Genomic DNA, 22716 nt, shown 5'->3' with positions numbered 1-22716 from the left:
GTGATTGTCGTTAATTGACCCTTTTCAGATCTATGTCTTTTTTGAAGTATTTATTAGCAATAAACTTTATTTTAATATAAGTATTGGATCAGTGTTCTGAAGTCATTTTATGTATCTATTATTTTCTAAGTAGCCGTTAAGGAGTTTGTATGTCGAAGAAAGAGAATCACAAGCAGAAAGGTAAAAAGACTGAAAAAATCGATGACAGCTACGTCACTGATAAAAAAGGCATAGAGAAATACGAGACAAAAAAGAAAAAGGAAGGGTCACGTATTAAAACCAAAGAAGTGATAGATGATGTATTACTAAAAGATTTAAAAGAAGGCGATACAGAACATCTATCAGAGCACCTGCAATCTTTGATTCATGATGCCTCTCCTGATGATCTTGTCGTGCTTAAGGATTTGTTTGCAGAGCATGCGCTGGCCAACAAGGTTAAAACAGGCATCAAAAAAGATGATGAATTGTCTGACAACTGGCGTCAAGGCGGTTATCCTTATAAGAATCGTTTATCACGTAAAAATTACGAAAAGCAAAAATATCACCTACAGGTAGAGCTACTTAAGCTGCAAAAATGGGTAAGAAACACGGATCAAAAAGTCGTCATCATCTTTGAAGGACGTGATGCCGCAGGTAAAGGTGGGTCAATCAAACGCTTTATGGAGCATTTAAACCCTCGTAGTGCACGTGTGGTTGCACTAGAGAAGCCAACTGACCGAGAGCTAGGTCAATGGTATTTCCAGCGTTATATTCAGCATCTACCTTCTGTTGGTGAAATGGTATTATTTGACCGTTCTTGGTATAACCGTGCGGGTGTTGAACGGGTAATGGGCTTTTGTACAGATGAGCAGTACGAAATTTTTATGAAGCAGACGCCTGAATTTGAAAAACATCTTATAGATTCTGGTATTCATTTAATCAAGTTTTGGTTCTCTGTGAGCCGTGATGAGCAGCGTCGCCGCTTTAAACAGCGTGAAGGCCACCCCCTTAAACAGTGGAAATTATCCCCTATTGATATGGCCTCTTTGGATAAATGGGACGAATACACCCTTGCTAAAGAAGCGATGTTCTACAATACAGATACCGCAGAGTCGCCTTGGATTGTTATTAAATCAGACTGCAAAAAACGTGCGCGTCTAAACGCCATGCGTTATGTTTTAAATAAACTTCCGTATGAAGGTAAAGATGCTAAGCAAGTGGGCAATGTAGATCCATTGATTGTGGGACGTGCAGGCGCACTCTATGAGCTTGGTGAGAAGGATGATTTAGCAATTTCATGATGTTGGCTTTTGATTTAAAAAAAAGGAGCATTGAGCTCCTTTTTTTGTAAGTTTAAGCGTACAAAAATGTATCTCACTTTTAGCCACATTACTTAATTGAAGACACGATCAAATTGAAGACTCGATCAAGTTGCAGACACGCCCCAATATCAAAATATATAAATAAGCGTTTCATACTAACTTTCGGGAAAATTTTATAAGACTATAAAAATATATATAGGAGAAAGTTATGTTGTATTTTGCTTGGATATTGGGACTGGGTTTTGTAGTCTTGCTATCGATATCAAATGCGATATGGCTTGAAAATGCGGAAGGTCGTTTGGAGTCCATTGAAGCAGAACGCGAGTGATTAAAAAATCTTGAACATGATCATTAGAATGACCGTTGATATTATTCACTTAGATTCTTGAATATTAGATTCTTAAATTTAGGTAGTTTTATAGTTTGATACAAAGTGGGCTCATATGAGCCCGCTTTTTTTTGTTACCATATGCAATAAACTAAATAAATTCTATAACGCCCCTATTATTAATTTTATCTATTGCGAGAGAATAATATGAGTACTAAAAACGAACAACTTTTTCTACAAGCTAAAAAACATATTCCAGGTGGCGTAAATTCGCCAGTAAGAGCTTTTGCAGGAGTTGGTGGCACGCCTATATTTATGCACAAAGCCAAAGGTAGCAAAATCTATGATACCGAAGACAATGAATATATCGACTACGTGGGCTCATGGGGCCCCATGATTTTGGGTCATGCCCATCCTAAGGTTATAGACGCCGTTAAGTCAGCTGCTGAAGATGGCTTAAGCTTTGGTACACCCACCACATTTGAAACGTCAATAGCTGACACCATTTGTGAATTGGTACCAAGTGTCGATATGGTACGTATGACCAACTCAGGCACAGAGGCCACCATGAGTGCGATCCGCTTGGCTAGAGGCTATACAGGACGCGATAAAATTGTAAAGTTCGAGGGCTGTTATCACGGGCATTCAGACAGCTTACTGGTGAAAGCAGGCTCAGGCATGTTAGACATAGGTGAGCCGACATCAAAAGGTGTACCAGCAGACTTTGCTAAGCATACCATCACCTTACCTTATAATGACCCAAAAGCTATTAAAGAATGCTTTAAGAAATGGGGTGATGAGATTGCTTGCGTGATTGTAGAACCCATCGCAGGCAACATGAACATGATTATACCCACTCAAGAGTTTCATGACACCTTGCGTGAAGAATGTACCAAAGGCGGGGCGGTTCTTATTTTTGATGAAGTTATGACAGGATTTAGGGTTGATTTGCATTGTGCTCAATCTTATTTCGATATTGAACCTGATTTAACCTGTTTTGGTAAAATTATTGGCGCAGGACTCCCTGTTGGGGCGTTCGGTGGTAAACGTGAGATTATGGAATGCATTGCGCCCTTAGGCGGTGTGTACCAAGCGGGCACACTATCTGGTAACCCGTTGGCCATGCGTGCAGGTATTGCTATGTTTGAAGACATCACTGTCGACGGCTTTCATCAATTAGTAGCTGACAAAGTCAGCTACTTAGTAAACGGCATTCAAACTGCGGCTGACAAACACGGTATTGAGATGCGCAGCACCAATCTTGGCGGTATGTTTGGACTATTCTTTGTAAAAGATGCGTCTACAGGCGTGCCTCAAAACTTTGACGAAGTCACAGATTGTGATGTTGATAAGTTCAATACATTTTTCCACGCTATGATAGATAAGGGTATATATTTAGCCCCTTCGGCGTATGAAGTTGGCTTTATGTCATCAAAACATACTCAAGAAGATTTGGATGCTACCATTCATGCGGCGGATGAGGTATTTGCGCAGATGTCTAACGCCTAAATTTTATTCAATTATTCTCTGATTTTAATCGTCATAGTTTGTTAGAATGAGATTCTGAGTGCTTTTGCACTCAGATTATTAACAATTCAGCTTATAATTTTTATGCGTTATAAAGCGTAAAAAATATAAATTGGGTCACTCACTATACCCTCTTATTTTTGCATTAATTTAAGGTACATTACTGCTTATGCCTAATAATTTTCTTCAAGATAATGAGCTGTTGGCGGCCATTGATATTGGCTCTAACAGCTTTCATTTAGCCATAGCCCGTCTGGATCATGGTGAAGTTAGAAAAATTGCTTCTATGTCTGAAAAAGTGCAATTGGCTGCCGGCTTAGATGAAAATAAAGTATTAAGTGAAGAAGCCCAGCAGCGAGGATTAGAATGCCTTGCTCGGTTTATGGGAAGACTGGACTCGGTATCTTCTGACAGGCTGCGTATTGTTGCAACCAACGCGCTGCGTCAAGCGAAGAACGCAGAGGAATTTATAATGCGCGCCAATCGAATACTACCAAAGCCGATTGAGATTATCGCAGGTCGTGAAGAGGCCCGTCTGATTTATCTTGGGGTATCACATACCAATGCCAGTAGTGATAAGCGATTGGTTATTGATATTGGCGGCGGTTCGACTGAGTTTATTATTGGTCAAAAGTTTGAGCCTTTATTAACAGAGAGTTTGCAGCTCGGCTGCGTGGCGCATACCAAGCGCTTTTTTGACGATGGTAAGATCACCGAAAAAGCGTTTGAACATGCTATTGCCGATGCCCGAAAAGAAGTGCTACGTATCAGTGGCACCTATCAAAAGACAGGTTGGAGCAGTGTCATCGGGTCAAGCGGGACTATAAAGGCGGTACGTAATGTATTAGTCTCTAAAGGGTGGGCGAACGAACAAGAATGTATTACCTATCAAGGGGTGAAAAACCTTCAAAAACACTTAATAGAAGTAGGACGTGTAGAAGATATTGATTTGGATGGCGTTAAAGAGCATCGAAAATCAGTTTTTCCTGCTGGAGTTGCCGTATTAAGAGCCGCAATGAAAATTCTAGGAATCGAAACCATCGCTTATTCTGATGGTGCGTTACGTGAAGGTGTGATGTACGATATGCTTGGGCGTTTCGCGAGCGAGGATGTACGAGATCGCAGTGTACAAGCTTTGATAGAGCGTTATTCAGTAGATAAAAAGCAAGCGACTCGTGTGGTAAAAACTTGCGAGCATTTGTTCGATTATTCACATGACCTGCTTGATTTTAATAGTGAAGATGGTGATTTATTACGCCGTGCAGCCTATCTACATGAGATTGGTTTGGCCATTAGTCATAGTGGCTACCATTATCACAGCGCATATTTACTAGAACATTCTGACATACCCGGATTTTCGCAAGTAGATCAGCTGCGAATGTCACAGTTAGTACGCAACCATCGCCGTAAGCTTAAATCTGACAATTTTGATCAGGCAGAAATCGTAGGTGGGGATGATCTTATCTATCTCTGCCTTTTATTGCGTTTGGCAGTATTGGTGCATCGTAGTCGCAATGATCAGGATAGAAGCGCTTTAGCACTAAAGATATCCGATAAAGACACATGGGAGGTAAGCGTTGATTCAGATTGTAGCGGTGAGGAATACGATTTGATTGTATCTGATTTAAAAGATGACATTGATCAGTTCAAAAAGTGGGGCGTTGACTTAAATGTGGTTTATAAGCCCCTTAATTAATGACAATCGTTGCAGCATCATTTTTTTGCGAACCTATTTATTTTTATTACCCATAAATAGCGATATCTATAAGTAGCTTTATCTATGAATAACTATATAAAGGAAATAATATGAGTGCAGTTTGGAACAGTGTCGGTCTTGCAAGGCATGCCAAACGCCCTTTATTCTTAGATTATGTTGGGCAGCTCTTCACCGAGTTTGATGAGTTACATGGCGATCGAGCGTTTTCAGATGATAGAGCGGTGATAGGCGGCTTGGCCAGATTTAATGGTGAGCCTGTACTCATCATAGGCCAGCATCGAGGACGTAGTACGCGAGAGCGTATCGCTCATAATTTTGGTATGGCGTATCCTGAAGGCTATCGCAAAGCAATTCGTTTAGTGAAACTTGCTGAACGTTTTAAATTACCTGTGATGACCTTTGTGGATACTCAAGGGGCTTATCCTGGCGTAGGTGCTGAAGAGCGGGGTCAGGCACAAGCCATTGCTCAAAGTATCGCTACATTTAGTAGTTTAAAGACACCTATCATTGTGACCATTATTGGTGAGGGCGGCTCTGGCGGGGCATTAGCGATTGGCGTAGGGGATAGAGTGAATATGCTCCAAAATAGTATATATTCTGTCATTTCGCCTGAAGGCTGCGCGTCTATACTTTGGAAAACGGCTGAAAAAGCACCAGAAGCTTCCAATGCGCTAAAGCTTAATGCTGATAACTTATATCAGCTGGGTTTAATTGACACCATCATCGATGAGGGTGAGGGCGCTCATGTCGACTCTAAATTGGTCATGTCCAATCTTAAAAAGTTATTAACCCAGCAACTCAAAGAGTTACAACAATTAGACGCCGATACATTGGTAGAAAAACGTTATGAGCGCTTGAAAAGCTTTGATTCTACATTAAGTTTAAATACAAATGACAGCTAAGTTAAGGCGAAAAAACAGATAAAGCAATGCGTAATTAAAGAAACGAGCCTTGAGCTCGTTTTTTTTGGTTTGTATAGTAGTAAAGCTAGTCTGAATTAAGAGATGGTATTAATATATAATATAATATATATTAATTAAGCAATTGGTTTTATTTCATAACTGCTTATAAGAGTCTGTAATTCAAACAAATGTTGGTGATACTGACAAAACATTAAGCATCATTGATGGTATCATTATAGGCCTAGGAGTCTACTATGGTAATTGGTGGGGGTTGATAGGTTTAGTGCCTTTAATAACAGGGCTAACTCGTTCTTGTCCGCTTTACACCATACTCGGTATGAACACTTGCAAAACTAGATAGTATGAGCCCCATTTAAGCACTCAACAATTCTATAATCCTTTTTAGTCCTCAATACTTAGCTTATTGAGGGCTTTTTTTATATTGTATTAAGCTCATGCTCACAGTCTGATGTCGTGTGCAATCTCAGATGTATAAAACAAAATGTATAGTAAATGCTAACGATAGTGTCGCAGAATATTTTTTTGTCCTATACTCATTATTATCCAGTAATCTCAAATGAATCTACCGTACAACATATAAACCCGCAGGCAAAACGGCGAACAATTTTAGCTATCAGCAGTCCTAATATTTGAATGTTCAACAGACCCTAACAAAATTCCCTTTGCTTGCTAGTTCATAATCATCGCCCATATTAGAAATTATCTAATCTATAGAGTGTCACCAGCCATTATTATCCTAGCTAAAAGAGTGCCATTATGAGAAAAATACCTGTTTATAATCATCCTGCTGCAGGGTGGTCTGCATTAATAGAATCATCACAAGTGTTATTAGATTACAAAGCATTTTTACGGGGTAGCGTGAGTGTGCTTAGTAGCAACCAGCCAAATGGTGGGTTTGATTGCCCAGGCTGCGCTTGGCCGGATCATAAAACACATAAAACCATTGATGTGTGTGAAACAGGTATAAAGGTTTTAGCAAGTGAAACCACAACTAGACGGGCCGATGCTGAATTTTTCTCCAAGCATACCGTGTCCGAATTACAAGGCTATGATGGTCATCAGTTAGAGCTGGCGGGAAGATTAACCGAACCATTGTATTACGATGCCAATCAAGACCGATATGTTCCGATAACATGGAAAGATGCTTTTCGCAAAATTGCTGATCAGTTAAAGGCATTAGATAATCCTGATGAAGCCATGTTTTACACTTCAGGGCGCGTCACTAACGAGCCTGCGTTTTTGTATCAGTTGTTTGTTCGTTTTTTTGGTACCAACAATTTACCTGATTGTTCTAACATGTGTCATGAGCCTACTTCGGTCATGTTGGGCAGACAATTGGGTGTCGGTAAAGCCACCGTTATGCTTGAGGATTTTGAAAAAGCCAAGCTTATATTGATGTTTGGGCAAAACCCTGCAACCAATCATCCGCGTATGCTAGAGATGTTGGCGCATGCTAACGAGCAAGGCTGCCGTATTATTGCTATTAATCCAATGCGTGAACAAGGTCTAAGTAGTTTTAGAAATCCGCAAAAAGTGAACCATATGGCAGCTGGTGGCAGTGATCCAATGGTTGATGAAGTGGTGCAAATTCAAATCGGTGGTGATACTGCTCTATTGACTGGCTTAGCCAAATGGCTACTTGAAAATAACAAAATTGATAAAAACTTTATTAATGAGCATACCTCAGGATTCGATGCATTAAGTCAATGGCTACAAGCGCAGTCATGGGATGATATCGTTCGAGGTAGTGGCATCACACAAGACGCTATTATTGAACTTGCACAATTGGTTGCGGACAGTCCAGCGACTATATGTACATGGGGCATGGGTATTACTCAGCATACGCAAGGCGATGACAATGTCGCTATGATTACCAATTTGTTACTTCTAATGGGAATGATTGGTGTCGAAGGCGCTGGCGCTTCACCAGTGCGTGGTCATTCGAATGTTCAAGGCGATCGTACCATGGGTATTCATGAACAGCCCAAGCAGTCGTTACTTGATAGCTTACAAAGTGTGTTTAAGCATCCAATGCCGCAAGAAGATGGCTATAATGTGGTCACGGGTGCAAAAGCGATGATTCAAGGCAAGATCAAGACTTTCATCAGTATGGGCGGCAATTATAGTGTAGCTGCCCCTGATAGATCGGCCATTCAGCAAGCGATGTCAAATAATGCACTTAATGTGTTTGTCGCGACAAAACTCAACGAAAGCATGCTTTATCCAGGTAAAAACAATCTCATACTTCCTTGCTATAGCCGAACAGAGCGTTATCAAACCAGTTATGGTAACCAGTTTGCCACTATTGAAGACTCTATGTGCCAAATAGTACCCACTAAAGGTAAGCTTGCACCAATCAGCGATTCTTTAAAAGCTGAAGCACAGATTGTGGCAGGCATTGCTAACGCCTATTTTGGTTCAGACCATGTTATCGATTGGGATAAAATGGCTGAAGATTACGATTATACTCGCGATTATATCGCACAAGCGATTTCAGGGTTTGAGAACTTTAATTATCGTATTCGTGAGAATAAGCGCGGTTTTCATTTGTATCATGCTGCGCGCCATCGTAAGTGGAACACGGAAAGTGGCAAAGCGCAGCTTGAAGTCCCTAAATATGACATCACTTATGTCGCCGATCAGATGAGCGAGACCAATCAAAATATTAATACTCAACATGGGTCATCTGGTACGAACGAGATTAATCAGCAGGCTCAGGATGAACAAAAAGTTTGGCAGCTTACGAGTGTCCGTAGTCATGATCAATTCAATACCACTATCTTTGGATATGAAGATCGTTATCGCCAAACCAATCGCCGTGATGTGGTGTTTATGCATCCTGATGAAATGAGCCGTTTAGGATGGGATGCAGGCGAGCGTATTATTGTGTCTAGACATGATAACGGTAAGATCACAAGGCAGATGGGGCCACTGGTACTTACGCCAATGGATATCGCGGCTAATGCCGTGGCAGTGTATTATCCTGAGTGTAATGATCTAATAGATTTAGACAGCCATACATTAGAATCGTACACCCCAACTTATAAATCGATGACGGTAACTCTGCAAAAAGCTTAGCCGATGTTTTTAGTCACTCTATATAATGAGCTCAAATTGTGTCTATTCGAGCTCATTATACAAATTCCTTAATTTTATATCTAAACTGATTTTAAAAGTTCCTTTCAAAAGGTTTAACACGTTATATGGCTAAAGCGTAATATAAAGACTTAGTCTAGGTGTTTTTTATATAAGTAGTTTGGTAGATAGATAAGACGTTTATCAAAGCCATAATGTAGTAATGATATTTAAAAGTAATGAGAACTAAGTCATGTCTATCATAGACGAAGACCGGACTAGTAGTCCGTCATCTATACTCCAAGGTTTTAATGATATTGTGGATTTGAATCACTCAAAAGTTATAGAGGGTGATAACGTAGTTTACGGTATTAGAAGGACTAACGGTACATTAAGTAATGGCGGTTATAAGCTTCATGGTCATAACAATGATGTTAAAAGCAATACTGCCCATGTAAGTAGCACTTCTCATATAAGCAGCACTTCACATTTCAATAGTAGCAACCGCTACTGTAGCAATACCCATATGTCAGATCAGACCTTAAATCATGTAGCAAATCATATGTTTAGCACTCCTATGGCCAATGCACCTTATAACAAACAGGTTGAATTAAAAGCATTTAATTCAGAAAGTATATATAACTCAAAAAGTGAAGAACCACCTATCAAAGTAGCGAAAGTTCATCCCGCTCAAAAGCACAGCTATATACGCGTCAAGGAGTTAGATGAATTACACATAGAGCAGAATGAGACGGTACTAGCCGTCGAAGCAGCAATTGCCATAGTTATTAACGGTATTCATTATGCAGTACTAATGGCAAGTCCAGAACAGCTTGAGTACTTGGCACTTGGCTTTTTATTAAGCGAAGGTTTAATTGAGCATCGAGGCGAGTTATTGGATTGGCAAATACGTCCTGTACAGGATGAGAGTGATTTTAGTCCCATGAGTCAAGTTAATAATGACGGCGTTGAGCGTCAAAATCTCAAGCGCTTGTTATTAGATTATGATGCGTATATGGTTGAGCTCACTTTAAATCAGCGTAGACATCAGCAAATTATCATGCAAAGACGTCAACTGTCTGGTCGCACGGGCTGCGGTATGTGCGGTATGACGGGACTTGAGCAAGCATTGCCTGATTTAACAGATTATATCGCGTCCACTTCTGTAGGAACTGACCGAAAAATGCCAAGTTTAGAGGCATTATTATCTATAAAACAATTAATTGAAAATGCACAATCTATGCATCAGTTGACTGGTGCGGTACATACCGCTGCCACTTTATATCAAGGCGAATTGTACTTGTTTGAAGATGTGGGTCGGCACAATGCGTTAGATAAATTGATAGGTTGGCAGCTGCGAAACAATATAGCTTTAGATTATGTGGTCATGACATCAAGGTTGTCTATCGAACTGGTTCAAAAGGCCATTCGATGTCAACTGCCTTGGCTCATAGGTATGTCTGCACCAACCAGTACAGCGGTAAAAGTGGCACAGCGCTATGCTCTAGGGCTGGCTGGGTTTTTAAGAGAAGATCGGGTTACTTTTTATACTGACAAGCGCATATAATGAGTGAGTTTTTTAAAGTAACTCCCAATAACTCTTATATATTGCTTTTAATGCTGACCTAGTTTCTTACTATAAACATGTGTTTTAACGACTATGACTATAGACTGTAGTTTAACTCAGACTTTGCTCAACAGTTTTAACGATTATAAACTGCAATTACATGGCAAACGTGTTTGGCTGGCCTGTAGTGGTGGGCGAGATTCGCTAAGTTTGGCCGCATTGTGCCAGACACTTTTTGAAAATGGATCTTTGCCGTTTTTACCCCAGATACTGCATGTCAATCACCGAATGCAAAAAGCTAATGAAGAATGGTCACAGCATGTCTCAGAATGGGCCGCGCAGAATAATATTCCTTGCACAATCTTATCGATATCGATTCATAAAAAAACAGAACAAGACGCTCGGCTGGCAAGATATGAAGCAATGCTGGATATGATGAATCAAGATGATGTACTTATTCTGGGGCATCACCAAGATGATCAAGTTGAAACTCTATTAATGCGGTTATTTAATGGCGCTGGGGTGAATGGTTTAAGCGCCATGCAAGCTTGGTCGTCCAAATACAATCGATGCAAAGCTACGCATAAGCGGGTGTTTTTATGGCGACCATTGCTGACAGCAAGCCGTGCTAGTATTACTAAATATGCTCAGTTACATCACCTTGATTATGTCGATGATCCCACCAATGTAATGAGTAGTCATACAGCTACAAGTGATTCAACTCTACCAAACAGCTCGACTGTTCAATCTGAATCCATAGTGAATGACAGAGCCTGGTTGAGAAGTGTGTTGTTGCCACATATTAACCAGAGATATCCGCACGCTAAGTCGGCAATCGCTCGTACTTGTGAATTGATGAAAGATGCGGCATCTATCTTGAGCGATCAAGCTCAAACTGATCTTAATAACGTGTGTATAGAAACAGATGAAAGACAATCTGTCTTAGCTATTGAATTATTTAGTGCATTGACTAAGGCTCGGCAATCCACTCTAATTCACACTTGGCTCGCTCCTAAACAAACCCAGTTACCGCCCTCAAAACGTCTAGTCGATGACGTAATACGATTGACTCAACGCGAAGATTTGGATCATCAAACTCAATTGTACTGGCACAGTGGCGATCATCATTATGTCATTCGTCGTTACAAAAATAACCTCTACCGAATCGATCAAACTTGGTTCGATTGGCTACAATTGACACCTGACACGCAACAACTATCTATAAATGACCATAAAGTTGCTGTAGATGACAGCCAAAACGTAACTGACAAAGACAATAGCACGTCCTATTTGAAGGATTCAAACCAAGTATACCTACAAAGTCACAATCATAGACTATATTTAAAGAGTCCAGAAACGGGCACTCACTGGTATGTCAGTGGCATGCACGATGTAGCTATTATAATACGTGATCATTTTTTAAACAGTGCTGCACATAGCCATTCAGATAGTGCTACCAACAACCCCTCAAAAAGCCTTCTATATCCATTTTCTCAAAGTGATTTAAAGCTTAAGTCTTTATCAATAATGATTGAACCGCTACCACGTAATCTAAAAGTACAACTTCAAGGTAGAGTAGGGCGAAAATCCGGCAAAAAGCTTCTTCAAGCCATAAACCAGCCAAGTTTTAAACGCCGATCAGTTTGTTCGTGTTCATTATTAATTCAGACAACCCCTCTCAACGACGATTTGGAAGTACAAACAGTAGAAAGTTCATTAAGTTCAATCTCTAAGTTAGATAAGTCACAATCTTTAGACACCCTACCTATACAAACTGCACCTAAAGAAATTGCATCTATAGAAACCGTACCTATACAAACTGCATCTATAGAAACTGTACCTATAAAAAAAGTGCCCTTATTTATGCTTACGACAGATGGTATCGAACCATTAAGTAGCCCAATTGAAGAAGAGATTCAACAGCTTATTGAATGCCAAAAACTATCTATTGATTTAAAATAGCTTTAAACGTACAGGCCCGTGTAAAATTCATTATGCTACGACATAAAGCTTGACATGATGTGGTAAACTAATCTGCCTTTGATATAAAACATGTCATAAAATTCCTGTAATCTAAACGTTGTTATGGGTTCTTTAATCTTACACATGCGATTGGTCAGGCCGCTAAAAAAACTCTAAAGGAAATAATGAATGTCTCAACTTAAAGGAAAGAAAATCAGCTTTATCGGTGGTGGTAACATGGCACAAGCGCTCATCAGTGGGCTGCTAGGTCGAGGTATTAAACCAACAGATATTACGGTTTCAGCTCCTTCAGAAGAGACACGCGCCTTATTTCGTAGTCAAAAAATCAATACGGTAAATCCAAAGGGTAATACAGAAACTGACAATCCTAAAGCTGCGGTTGAGTCAGCAGATGTGGTGGTTTTAGCGGTTAAACCTCAAGTTATGGGAGAGGTGCTTTCAGAGTTTGCCGATGTGTTAGATAGTCAGCTCTTAATTTCAGTAGCCGCAGGGCTCTCAACAGATACGCTGAGCAAGATGGTCGATGGTTATCTAAATATCGTACGTGCAATGCCAAACACGCCTTCGACTATTCAAAAAGGGGCGACAGGGCTGTATGCCACGGACAGTATTAGCGAGACTGACAAACAATTGGCGAGCACAATAATGGCGGCATCTGGCTTAGTGAGCTGGGTAGATAAAGAAGAGCAGCTACATGCCGTAACTGCCGTTTCAGGCTCTGCACCTGCATATTTCTTTTATATGATCGAGTCTATGATTAATGCGGGTGTTGAGCTTGGTCTCGATGAAAAACAAGCGGCAGCATTAGCCATGCAAACTGCGCTTGGTGCGGCACAAATGGCAATTACCAGCGATGAAACACCCGCTGAGCTACGCCGTAAAGTAATGTCACCAAATGGCACTACACAGGCTGCGGTGGCTGCATTACAGCATAACAACTTTGAGCAAATTATGAAGTTGGCCATGCAGGCCTGCTATGACCGTAGTGTTGAAATCAGTACAGAACTTGCTCAATAAGCATTATTAAAGTGCTAATTCACTTGTTTGTTTCTATAGATTTTAATCAAAGTAAATAATCAGCATGAATTTTAAAGTATCTTATAAAGATACGCCCAATTCACTCCGTTTTATATCCAGTTCTCTCAGTTTTATATATAGTCAGTGTCATATTTTTAAGATAAATTAGGAAGAGTACGTTGAATGTCTAGTTCTTTAATACCTTTGTTTAATATGGTTATAAGCTTTGCCATGTTGCTTATATTCATACGCTTTATGCTACAGTTCGCTGGGCTTGAGCGAAGTAACCCTATGGCTGAACCTGCGTATAGGATCACAAAATTCGTTGATGTTTTTGAACGTATTTTCCCAACGGTAGGCGGTGGCCGAGTTAGTATTGCGGCTATCGTCCTAATGTTTTTACTCAAGCTCATTGATCTGTCAGGTAATGCAGCCTTACTAGGCTATGGGTATACGCCGCTTAAACTGTTCTTTACTGGATCTTTACAGCTCATATTGAGCTTTTTAAGTGTGGCACGCTACCTTATTATTGGGGCCATCATTATCAGTTGGATTGTGATGTTAACCCAAAAGATGCATCCGATAATGACAATTATTATTCAAATGGCGGAGCCCATTTTGGCACCATTTCGACGTATTACGCCTAATCTTGGTATGATTGATTTGTCTCCAATGTTTGCCATATTTGGGTTATTGCTGATCGAAATTATAATAAAAACCATTGCAAGTAATTTATTACCGTTATTTGGATAGCTTCATTTGAGTTAATAATGCTTAAGGGTTTTACATACTGATTAGGATATGATTAAGGTTTATAAATTAGATTTAGTTAGTAGATAAGACATAAATACTTATATTAAAGAAATTTAAAAACTCACTTGCAAACTCCTTTGAGTTTGTTATAATACTCGCCCACAACGCGATGTAACTCTTATATAAATTAACTGATATATAAGTTATTCGGTTTATTTGAGTTTCTTATGAGTGTTGTTGTCTAAAAGCTATTTAGGAATGAGTTTATTTTAACTAAGTAGTTGTTTTAGGGGTTTTGGAGAAGTGGGTGAGTGGCTGAAACCGCACCCCTGCTAAGGGTGTATACGTTAACGCGTATCGAGGGTTCGAATCCCTCCTTCTCCGCCATTTTATTAGATTAAATTAATCCAATAAAAAGTTGACACCTAAGATTTATGGACTATAATAGTCACCCTGTTAACCGTAAGCGATAGTTTACTCGTTAACTCTGTGTTATATAGTATTAGCTTGATAATTATGCGCCTTTAGCTCAGCTGGATAGAGCACTTGGCTACGAACTAAGGGGTCGGGAGTTCGAATCTCTCAAGGCGCACCATTCAATCTAATCACTTATTTCATAAATTAATAAATCGCCCACGTTTGGCGATTTTTTTATGTCTGTCAGTTGTCCTCTATGCCGTCACACCTATCTTCCCCTATTTGTTGCAACACACCCTCCTACTTTGCAGGTTCGATTCATATCTGTTAATTCAAGATTGAGATGAATGCTGTTGCCAGTCTCTAAATACGTTACAATACGCTAGCATATTTTATCTTCGCAGCTTATGCATACTACATTAAGTGTCTTATTCTATTAGGTTATTTTAATTATCATGTCCAAACCAAAGCTATCTCGCCGAGACTCTAGCAAGACAAACACCTCAAAAAAGAAAGCGCTGCGCCCTACAGGTATCGAGGGGGTGAGTATTTCTGGTGAACCAGAGATTGCCCGTGCCACTACTCGTGTCATAGCGATAATTTATGATGGTATGTTGATATTAGCGTTGCTGTTTTTGGTAGGTACGGTGCTGACAGTGATTGGTACGATGTTGACGATGGAGACAGGGGTAAGCTCAGATGAGGCGCAGACCTTGCCGCGTTGGTATCAAAATCTCGTACTGACACCTGCGTTTATTGTGACTCTTATTGGGTTCTATGGTTTATTTTGGCAGCGTGCAGGTCAAACCTTAGGGATGCAAACGTGGCGTTTAAAAACTGTCGATAGTAACGGTCAATTGCTCACTTGGTCTGGGTCAGTGAAACGTATTTTAGCAGCATGTGTGGTACCTATTGTATGCGGCTTGATAGGTTATTTATTCCAAGGATCTCGTACCGCTATGTTAACGAGTGCATTATTTGGTTTGATATTCAACTATATATTTTGCTTGTTTAATAGCCGCGGATTGGCAGTTCACGATATCCTATCTAATACTGTGACATTAAAGATGCCCAAGATTCATCACGAAGGACTCATGACATCTTTAAGAAAAAAGAATAAAAAGAATAAATAGCGAATAGGGTAAATAAGAATCGCTTGCATTATTCACATGCTCATACAAATCTTAAGCCAATGGCGACACCATTTCATCATCAAATTGCTTATACTAATCTAAAATAATCAGCACGGTTATAAACAGTACTTTAATAACTTTAAGTACTTTAATAATGTGTAACTCTATGTTTTGTATAAAGATACACGAATACAATCAACAAACAAGTATTTCAATTTATTTGTCATCAAATATTCGTTACCCGTGCTTATAGTATTTTTGGATAGTATTTAGCTAATAGTATGTAGCTATAAGTCATTATTTTGGGAGTATGTCATGAGTCAAGAAACCAGTATCGATTTTGATAAAGATATTTTTGCCGCATTAATTGAAAAACACGAAGTACAGCGTGATTATTGTAATAAGCTTGAAAATACGAGTGACAATGTGAAGCGTAAAGAGATATACGATGATTTAAGACTTGAGCTTAAAGCGCATGCAGCAGCTGAAGAGCGCCATCTATACATCCCAGTTATGCAACATGATGATGGTTTGGATTTATCCCGGCATGCCATCACTGAGCATCACGAAATGGATGAAATGATGGAGACGCTAGACGATGGCCGTATCGGGCAAGAAAAGTGGGATGAAACCTGTGCTGATTTAATCGAAAAGGTGCGGCATCATTTGCAAGAAGAAGAGAATGAATTCTTTATAGAAGCGCGTAAGATACTAGACGATGATTTACAGCAGCGTTTAGGCGCTTTATATCAAGTTGAACACGATGAGTATGAAGAAACGCACGAACATGATTAGGGGCCTAAAATAATAGCCAACATTTTAAATGTTGGCTATTTTTTATTTTTGCACATCGTCATAGTTTAAATAGGACAATCATTGCTTGAATAGGTTAATATAGTTTTAATAGGTTAAACAATTATATTGCGGTCAAGCCTAGCCACGTAGAATAGCCTACGAAGCTTAAAACCAGTATGATTCCACTGGTGTACTTTAAATTACCATCTCGTTTAAAAGCCACAAGACACAGTACAAATAGTAAGACCGTGGCCAGCCCAACCATTAGCATATCGCGAGATAAAATCTCAGGTTCTACAGACATGGGATGAATAACGGCAGCTAATCCTGTAACACCAAGGGTATTAAATAAGTTCGAGCCGACCACATTACCCAAAGCCATATCGTGCTCACCACGTCTTGCTGCTGCCACACTAGCTACAAGCTCAGGCAATGAGGTACCAATAGCAATAATTGTTAAGCCAATTAATAGCTCACTCATACCCCATAATGTTGCAAGCTTCACTGCGCCCCAAACCACAGCCTGTGAGCTGGCGATCAATAGCGATAAACCAACCATTAGTAAGCCTAAAGATTTTAAGATATTGACGTTTTTATTTGCATCTATTTCAGCATCAGTATTATTGCGAAGACTCAAATAGATTTGAATCAGTAATACCATAATTAAAGCTACAATTAATACGACGCCGTCTACAAACGTCAGTTGTCCATCAACGAGCTGAAACGCAGCTAGTACAGTGATTGCAAGTAGCAGCATTAAATCATGTCGTATTACGTCACTACGAATCAAAATAGGACTGATAAGGGCTGTCACCCCAAGCACGAGCGTAATATTAATAATATTAGAACCATAGGCATTACCCAGTGCCAAACTTGGACTACCTGAGAACGCCGCAAAGGCAGAGACTACCATTTCAGGTGCAGAAGTGCCAAATCCAAGGATTAACACGCCAATCAAGAAGCTTGGCATATTAAACTTTATGGCCAAACCTGTGGCACCGTCTATAAAAGCATCTGCGCTCCATACCAATATAGCTAGACCAAGAACAATGGCCACGATAGCTAAGCCCATATTTATCTCCAATAAGCTGATATACGATAATATTTAGTTATTAAGCAGAACCTAAAGTTTTTAGGATTTGAAAAAACGCCAAGCAATTTGCATCGCTTAGCGTTAGATTCGTAATAAGAATTATGATTTTATTATGATACTTGCACGGGAATAATATTAGCGGTATCTTTTACCGTATTGTCTTCATTGCAGTATACCAATCGTGGTTTGTGCGTATCAGCTTCCTCTTCATCCATTTGCGCATAGGCACAAATAATAACGATATCGCCAAGATCTGCCATATATGCTGCTGCGCCATTTAAAGAAATAATACCAGAACCAGCTTCAGCACGAATGGCATAAGTGCGAAAACGCTTACCATTAGTCACATTATAGATATCAATAGATTCATTCTCGCGAATACCTGCCAAATCTAATAAATCCCCATCGATACCGCAAGACCCTTCATAATGTAGGTCTGCATGTGTAACACGGGCACGGTGTAATTTACCTTTCAGTAAGGTCAATAACATATAGGGTTCCTCGGAATAATAGACTATAGTCGAACTACTCTTAAAGTGTTAAACTCGCGCAGCCTAGGCTAGTAGTACTTAAACTCGCTCGCCATGTACCACTTCTAAGATTGATTAACTATAAATTGTTAAGCAAATAACTTGAACGCAGATTATACGCATAATGATAGCTATCTTTTGTTAATTGATTCAATAGACTATCAAAAAAAACAAGTATAAAGGTTTATAAGTTAATTTTACAGAGATTAAATAGAGCTAAATAACAAACATTCGTTCATTGTTTATATATGAGGCTTAACAAAGAGTAATTAAAGGGAAGTAAGACTACTTAATTGGGAAGTTTAAATCCATTAATTTGGCTTCTGGCTTTTTCTATTTCACCTGTCACCATTAACTGTAAAGCACCCATCGCTGCATCTAATGCCGATTCTATGGCTATTTGATCATCTGTAGACGCTTTAGATAGCACATGACCACTTACCTTAGACTTATGACCTGGATGGCCGATACCGATTCGCAGACGATGAAAATCATGACCCAAATGCGGCGTAATATCTCGTAGCCCGTTATGGCCACCATGTCCGCCGCCAGTTTTAAGTTTAATACTACCTGGAGGAATATCAAGCTCATCATGCGCAATGAGTAACTCATCAGGATCAATACCATAAAAGTTAACCATAGGAACAACAGATTGACCCGATTTATTCATATAAGTCATGGGCAACAGTAAGCGCACATCCGTATTAAAAATACGACCTCGACCCGTTAGGCCATTGAACTTCTTTTCAGGGACTAATTCAATGTTAAATTTATCTGCAATTAGGGCCACAAACCAAAAACCAGCATTATGTCTCGTGTGGACATATTGCTGGCCTGGGTTGCCAAGCCCAACAATAAGCTTAAGTTGGGACATAGCATTCTCACTGTATTCTATTGAGTGAAAGTCATTTTGATAGATAGTCATTTTGACAGTTAGATAATGACTCAAAAGTCGTTATCTAACTAATGACAATAGACGAATTATTCTTCGTCTTTATCTTCTTCATCAGTACCTTCACCACCTTGTTCGGTAGCAGGCACATCAGCAGCATCAACTTCTTCGCCGTCGTCTTCATCAACTTCTTCAAGTGTTGGTGGCTGCATATTAACGATAGTACGGTCAACCGGCTCATCCATATCAAGCTCGAATAAGATAACGTCTTCAGGAAGCATGATATCAGAAAGATGCAATGAATCACCAATTTCTAAGTTAGAAACGTCAACTTCAAGATATTCTGGAAGGTTCATCGGTAAACAAACGATTTCTAAATCAGTTACTAGCGTAGATAAAATACCACCTTCTTTAGTACCTGGAGCGTCTTCACGACCAACATAATGAACTGGGATGTTCATATTGATCTTCTGACCTTTAACAATGCGCTGGAAGTCAGCATGCATTGGGAAACCTTTAGCAGGATGACGCTGAAGGTCTTTAATGACCGCTAAATGTTCTTCACCATCAAGCTCGATAGTCAAAATATTTGAGAAGAAAGCTTCATTTTCAAGAAGTTTCCACAGTTCGTTGTTTTTGATAGCGATTGCCGTAGGCTCTTCATTACCACCATAAATAATAGCGGGTACTAAGTTTTGCTTACGCAGGCGGCGGCTCGCACCTTTGCCCTGCTGATCTGCGGTACGGGCGATGCCTTTTACCGTGTATAATACGTTACTCATAGGAGTATCCTTGATTAATAAATTGATTTTAGATGCCATCCGGTTACATTTGCGACCAATGTATCCAAACCAACATCGAATATAGACTATAGCTGTATTATCATTGATTTCAGAGACGATTTAACCATTTCGCAGCCGTCCCCTACAGATATAGAGGGCGTATTATACGCTTATTAAAAGCTAAAATCCAGCTGGTTAAAATATAAAAAAACCACCATCTTAAGATAGTGGTTTTTATCTTTATATTCATACTATTCTGTCTAATGTATAAATACTTTATTAAGGCTTATTAATAGAGTCAAACATCGCGCTAATAGATTCTTCATTATTGATTCGACGTAAGCTTTCAGCCAATAGGGATGCGATAGTAACTTGACGGATCTTATCACAAGCTTTTGCATCTTCACTTAGCGGAATAGAATCAGTCACCACCAATTCATCTAATACAGAGTTACTGATGTTATCAATAGCATTACCTGATAATACAGGGTGGGTAATGTAGCCTAATACACGACGAGCGCCATTGTCTTTTAGCGCTTGCGCAGCTTTACACAAGGTCCCAGCGGTATCGACCATATCGTCGACAATCACACAGTCACGATCTTTGACATCACCAATAATATGCATGACTTGTGACTCATTTGCACGAGCACGGCGCTTATCGATAATCGCCAAATCAGTATCATCACCAAGCTCTTTTGCCATAGCGCGTGCACGAACCACACCGCCCACATCAGGAGAGACAACCATAAGATTGTCATAACCTTGTTTTTGTAAATCTTTTAGCAGTACAGGCGTACCATAGATGTTATCTACTGGAATATCAAAGAAACCTTGAATCTGATCTGAGTGTAAGTCGACCGTCATAACGCGATCTATACTAACAATGTTTAGCATGTCAGCGACCACTTTGGCCGAAATAGGTACACGAGCAGAGCGGGGGCGACGGTCTTGGCGTGCGTAGCCAAAGTAAGGCATCACCGCAGTAATACGGCCTGCACTTGATCGGCGCAGGGCATCTGCCATGACCATGATTTCCATCAAATTGTCATTCGTAGGTGCACAGGTAGGTTGTAAAATGAAGACGTCTTTACCACGAACATGCTCTTTAATCTCAACAGCGATTTCGCCATCAGAGAAGCGCGTAACATTTGCACGGCCTAGAGGAATATGTAAGTGATCTGCGACGGTTTTAGCAAGTTCAGGGTGGGCGTTGCCCGTAAAAATCGCCAGATATGGCATGATTCAAGTCCTATTTATTTGACTTAGAAAGGAGCAGTGGAGACTGCACAAATAAAGGAGAATATTGAACGTTTTGAAAAATGGCAGGGGTAGCTGGACTCGAACCAACGGATGTCAGGATCAAAACCTGATGCCTTACCAACTTGGCTATACCCCTAAAACAGACTGACTATATCAAATTATATTAAATTGAATCTAATATAACGTTTGATATTTAATTATAAAAACCAAAATAAGGTAAGTTTTTATAATGGTTTGCATTGTATTTTTTCAGAATCGTTCGTTGCGAACTATACCGAAAACTAACTAGATGTGTCAATGAATTAAGCAGTTTTATTTATATTAAAACAACACTTTAACATTAACGAATATGGCAGGGGTAGCTGGACTCGAACCAACGGATGTCAGGATCAAAACCTGATGCCTTACCAACTTGGCTATACCCCTTTATGGGCGAGTTATTATACACTAGAATTTATCCAATGCAACTTTTTTTATCGATTTAACTAAACCTTTGCATGCTATTTTGGCGAAAAGGTCATTATAGGTTCTAATTACGCCTACCAATAAATTACGAGTAATAATAACTTATAAGTACTAAAAACTGCTGAACCATAGCAATATTCATAAAGCCTCAGTGATAATAGCATGACAAGGGATGTCAGGATCATGAGCGATATAATCTTTTATTAAATCTAGCTTATTAGTAGGTATTGGTAAAAATACACTGCTACCTGTGCCTGTCATACGCGCCGTAGTACCTGTTAAGCTTTCTAGGTTTTTTAGATAGATTAAGGCCGATTGTACTTCTACTACCATGTCGGTAACAATAGGCTCAAATACATTGGTAAACGGATCATTAAGCTGCCCTAAAAAGTCATCTTGTTGGTCAACAATTTGGGATACACTTAATCTTTGCATATTTCGGTTTAGCGCGGGATGCGAAAACAACGCTTGTGTGGAAGCATGCGCATTTGGATTTAGTAACAAGTAATGTTGGTGAGGCAGTAAAATAGGTATTAGCTTGTCGCCGATGCCCTCAGCAATGGCATCGTTATTAAATATAAAAATGGGCACATCAGCACCAACAGTTGCACCAATTTTGATCAGTTCAGTGTTGCCTAACCCAATACCCCAAAGCTGGTTTAGCGCAACCAGAGTGGCTGCTGCATTCGAAGAGCCGCCTCCTAATCCTGCCCCTGTAGGCAAAACTTTATGGAGTGTTATATCTATAACGGGCATACGATCAGGTAAGCCTGCCTGCAGATTGGGTTCAAGCGTCGCTGTTGATGTTGTTAACGCTGACTGCGAATGAATGTCTGCATCGATTTGGGTGCTAATCTGATGTTTTAATGAGTCTATAAGCGCGAGCGAGGCTTTGGTAATAAGGTTGTCATTTATATCATCGGTTACTGCAACATTGCTATGCAAACGAATGGGCATATTGGTGTGATCTAGTACAGCATATGGATTAAAGATTTGCGGTGTTATATTAAACTCTAAAGTATCTCCCCAATTTAATAATCTAAAGACACTCTGTAGATTATGATAGCCATCGTCTCGTTTGCCCGTAATATGTAAAAACAGGTTGACTTTTGCTGGAGAAAACAAGCACAAACTTTGCGGTATCGTCATATCGTC

Annotated in this window: 19 protein-coding genes and 4 tRNA genes; 15 read left to right on the top strand and 8 right to left on the bottom strand. The window is 39.8% G+C overall.

The genetic code is table 11. The annotated features are described in order from the left end of the window. Window positions 1–149 precede the first annotated feature (149 nt). The 15 genes from ppk2 to AC21OH_RS09225 all read left to right on the top strand — a co-directional run bounded on the left by ppk2 (window position 150) and on the right by AC21OH_RS09225 (window position 16536). Window positions 150–1280 (top strand): polyphosphate kinase 2, encoded by a 1131-nt coding sequence (ppk2, locus tag AC21OH_RS09295; protein WP_487370238.1) that lies wholly within the window; start codon window positions 150–152, stop codon window positions 1278–1280. Between the two features lie 229 nt (window positions 1281–1509). After that, complete coding sequence (gene cydX / locus AC21OH_RS09290) at window positions 1510–1629, top strand: cytochrome bd-I oxidase subunit CydX (RefSeq protein WP_486536751.1); 120 nt, start codon at window positions 1510–1512, stop codon at window positions 1627–1629. A 207-nt stretch (window positions 1630–1836) separates the two neighbouring features. Then, window positions 1837–3138 (top strand): glutamate-1-semialdehyde 2,1-aminomutase, encoded by a 1302-nt coding sequence (hemL, locus tag AC21OH_RS09285; RefSeq protein ID WP_486536752.1) that lies wholly within the window; start codon window positions 1837–1839, stop codon window positions 3136–3138. Window positions 3139–3325: 187 nt separating this feature from the next. Continuing rightward, window positions 3326–4852, top strand: coding sequence for an exopolyphosphatase (gene ppx / locus AC21OH_RS09280; protein WP_486536753.1), 1527 nt, complete (start codon window positions 3326–3328; stop codon window positions 4850–4852). Window positions 4853–4962: 110 nt separating this feature from the next. Further along, window positions 4963–5775 (top strand): acetyl-CoA carboxylase carboxyltransferase subunit alpha, encoded by an 813-nt coding sequence (locus tag AC21OH_RS09275; protein WP_487370239.1) that lies wholly within the window; start codon window positions 4963–4965, stop codon window positions 5773–5775. Between the two features lie 178 nt (window positions 5776–5953). Beyond that, entirely contained in the window at window positions 5954–6136 is a 183-nt protein-coding gene (locus AC21OH_RS09270; protein ID WP_486536755.1) for a YgaP family membrane protein, read from the top strand. Between the two features lie 416 nt (window positions 6137–6552). Then, entirely contained in the window at window positions 6553–8874 is a 2322-nt protein-coding gene (locus tag AC21OH_RS09265; protein WP_487370240.1) for an FdhF/YdeP family oxidoreductase, read from the top strand. A gap of 250 nt (window positions 8875–9124) precedes the next feature. Then, window positions 9125–10438, top strand: coding sequence for a formate dehydrogenase accessory sulfurtransferase FdhD (locus AC21OH_RS09260; RefSeq protein WP_486536364.1), 1314 nt, complete (start codon window positions 9125–9127; stop codon window positions 10436–10438). Window positions 10439–10531: 93 nt separating this feature from the next. Then, window positions 10532–12400, top strand: a complete 1869-nt coding sequence (gene tilS, locus AC21OH_RS09255) for a tRNA lysidine(34) synthetase TilS (protein ID WP_487370241.1) — start codon at window positions 10532–10534, stop codon at window positions 12398–12400. 189 nt (window positions 12401–12589) lie between these two features. Then, window positions 12590–13438 carry a pyrroline-5-carboxylate reductase gene (gene proC / locus AC21OH_RS09250; RefSeq protein WP_486536362.1) on the top strand — a complete coding sequence of 283 codons (849 nt, stop codon included), beginning with the start codon at window positions 12590–12592 and terminating at the stop codon, window positions 13436–13438. A 183-nt stretch (window positions 13439–13621) separates the two neighbouring features. Continuing rightward, window positions 13622–14191 (top strand): YggT family protein, encoded by a 570-nt coding sequence (locus AC21OH_RS09245; protein ID WP_486536361.1) that lies wholly within the window; start codon window positions 13622–13624, stop codon window positions 14189–14191. Between the two features lie 297 nt (window positions 14192–14488). After that, window positions 14489–14578 (top strand) — tRNA-Ser (locus AC21OH_RS09240). Between the two features lie 131 nt (window positions 14579–14709). Continuing rightward, a tRNA-Arg gene (locus tag AC21OH_RS09235) sits at window positions 14710–14786 on the top strand. 277 nt (window positions 14787–15063) lie between these two features. After that, the gene (locus AC21OH_RS09230; RefSeq protein WP_486536360.1) at window positions 15064–15741 is read left to right on the top strand and encodes an RDD family protein; all 678 of its coding nucleotides are present in this window, start codon (window positions 15064–15066) and stop codon (window positions 15739–15741) included. A gap of 315 nt (window positions 15742–16056) precedes the next feature. Continuing rightward, window positions 16057–16536, top strand: coding sequence for a hemerythrin domain-containing protein (locus tag AC21OH_RS09225; RefSeq protein WP_487370242.1), 480 nt, complete (start codon window positions 16057–16059; stop codon window positions 16534–16536). A 121-nt stretch (window positions 16537–16657) separates the two neighbouring features. Here the strand turns inward: AC21OH_RS09225 and AC21OH_RS09220 are convergent, their stop codons facing one another. From AC21OH_RS09220 to ispE, 8 genes are all read right to left on the bottom strand, one after another. Further along, the gene (locus AC21OH_RS09220; RefSeq protein WP_487370243.1) at window positions 16658–17608 is read right to left on the bottom strand and encodes a calcium/sodium antiporter; all 951 of its coding nucleotides are present in this window, start codon (window positions 17606–17608) and stop codon (window positions 16658–16660) included. Window positions 17609–17739: 131 nt separating this feature from the next. Further along, window positions 17740–18120 (bottom strand): aspartate 1-decarboxylase, encoded by a 381-nt coding sequence (panD, locus tag AC21OH_RS09215; RefSeq protein ID WP_486536357.1) that lies wholly within the window; start codon window positions 18118–18120, stop codon window positions 17740–17742. Window positions 18121–18448: 328 nt separating this feature from the next. Next, window positions 18449–19033 carry an aminoacyl-tRNA hydrolase gene (gene pth / locus AC21OH_RS09210; protein WP_486536356.1) on the bottom strand — a complete coding sequence of 195 codons (585 nt, stop codon included), beginning with the start codon at window positions 19031–19033 and terminating at the stop codon, window positions 18449–18451. A 107-nt stretch (window positions 19034–19140) separates the two neighbouring features. Beyond that, on the bottom strand, window positions 19141–19833 hold the full coding sequence (locus AC21OH_RS09205) for a 50S ribosomal protein L25/general stress protein Ctc (protein ID WP_487370244.1): 693 nt from the start codon (window positions 19831–19833) through the stop codon (window positions 19141–19143). Window positions 19834–20112: 279 nt separating this feature from the next. Beyond that, on the bottom strand, window positions 20113–21075 hold the full coding sequence (locus AC21OH_RS09200) for a ribose-phosphate pyrophosphokinase (RefSeq protein WP_486536354.1): 963 nt from the start codon (window positions 21073–21075) through the stop codon (window positions 20113–20115). An 81-nt stretch (window positions 21076–21156) separates the two neighbouring features. Then, window positions 21157–21232 (bottom strand) — tRNA-Gln (locus AC21OH_RS09195). Window positions 21233–21446: 214 nt separating this feature from the next. Further along, a tRNA-Gln gene (locus AC21OH_RS09190) sits at window positions 21447–21522 on the bottom strand. 177 nt (window positions 21523–21699) lie between these two features. Then, window positions 21700–22710, bottom strand: coding sequence for a 4-(cytidine 5'-diphospho)-2-C-methyl-D-erythritol kinase (gene ispE / locus AC21OH_RS09185; protein WP_487370285.1), 1011 nt, complete (start codon window positions 22708–22710; stop codon window positions 21700–21702). Between the last annotated feature and the right edge of the window lie 6 nt (window positions 22711–22716).

This window comes from Psychrobacter sp. CX10 (genome assembly GCF_057621575.2).
The sequence above is the reverse complement of the archived record's forward strand: the minus strand, read 5'-3'. Positions and strand labels throughout refer to the sequence as shown.